We start from the raw sequence: 733 nt of genomic DNA on the forward strand, positions 1-733 counted from the left end.
TGTTCAAGAAATTCGCCGGCCTGGACGTGTTCGACATCGAGATCAACGAAACCGACCCGGACAAGCTGGTCGAGATCATCGCCGGGCTGGAAGCCACGTTCGGCGGCATCAACCTCGAAGACATCAAGGCGCCGGAGTGCTTCACGGTCGAGCGCAAGCTGCGCGAGCGCATGAAGATCCCCGTCTTCCACGATGACCAGCACGGCACCGCGATCTGTGTGTCCGCCGCCTTCATCAATGGCCTGAAGGTGGTGGGCAAGGACATCGACAAGGTCAAGGTGGTCACGTCGGGCGCCGGCGCGGCCGCGCTGGCCTGCCTGGATCTGATGGTGGATCTGGGCTTGCCGCTGGAGAACATCTGGGTCACCGACATCGAAGGCGTGGTCTACGAAGGCCGCACCGTGCTGATGGACCCGGACAAGGCGCGCTTCGCGCAGAAGACCGAGGCGCGCAAGCTGGCCGAAGTCATCGAGGGCGCGGACGTGTTCCTGGGTCTGTCGGCCGGCGGCGTGCTCAAGCCCGAGATGGTCGCCAAGATGGGGCCGCGCCCGCTGATCCTGGCGCTGGCCAACCCCACGCCGGAGATCCTGCCGGAAGTGGCGCATTCGGTGCGCGACGACGTGGTGATGGCGACTGGCCGTTCGGACTACCCGAACCAGGTCAACAACGTGCTGTGCTTTCCGTACATCTTCCGCGGCGCGCTGGACGTGGGCGCCACGACCATCACGCGCGA

The 733-nt window shown here is 65.2% G+C and carries 1 protein-coding gene; it reads left to right on the forward strand.

Annotation, left to right across the window (positions count from 1 at the left end; translation table 11 throughout):
* Nucleotides 1-733, forward strand: a 733-nt coding sequence (locus tag HV701_RS26605; RefSeq protein WP_276529873.1) for a malic enzyme-like NAD(P)-binding protein, incomplete at both ends; no start/stop codon positions are given.

It is taken from the genome of Achromobacter pulmonis (assembly GCF_902859765.1).
Taxonomy (GTDB): Bacteria; Pseudomonadota; Gammaproteobacteria; order Burkholderiales; family Burkholderiaceae_B; genus Achromobacter; species Achromobacter pulmonis.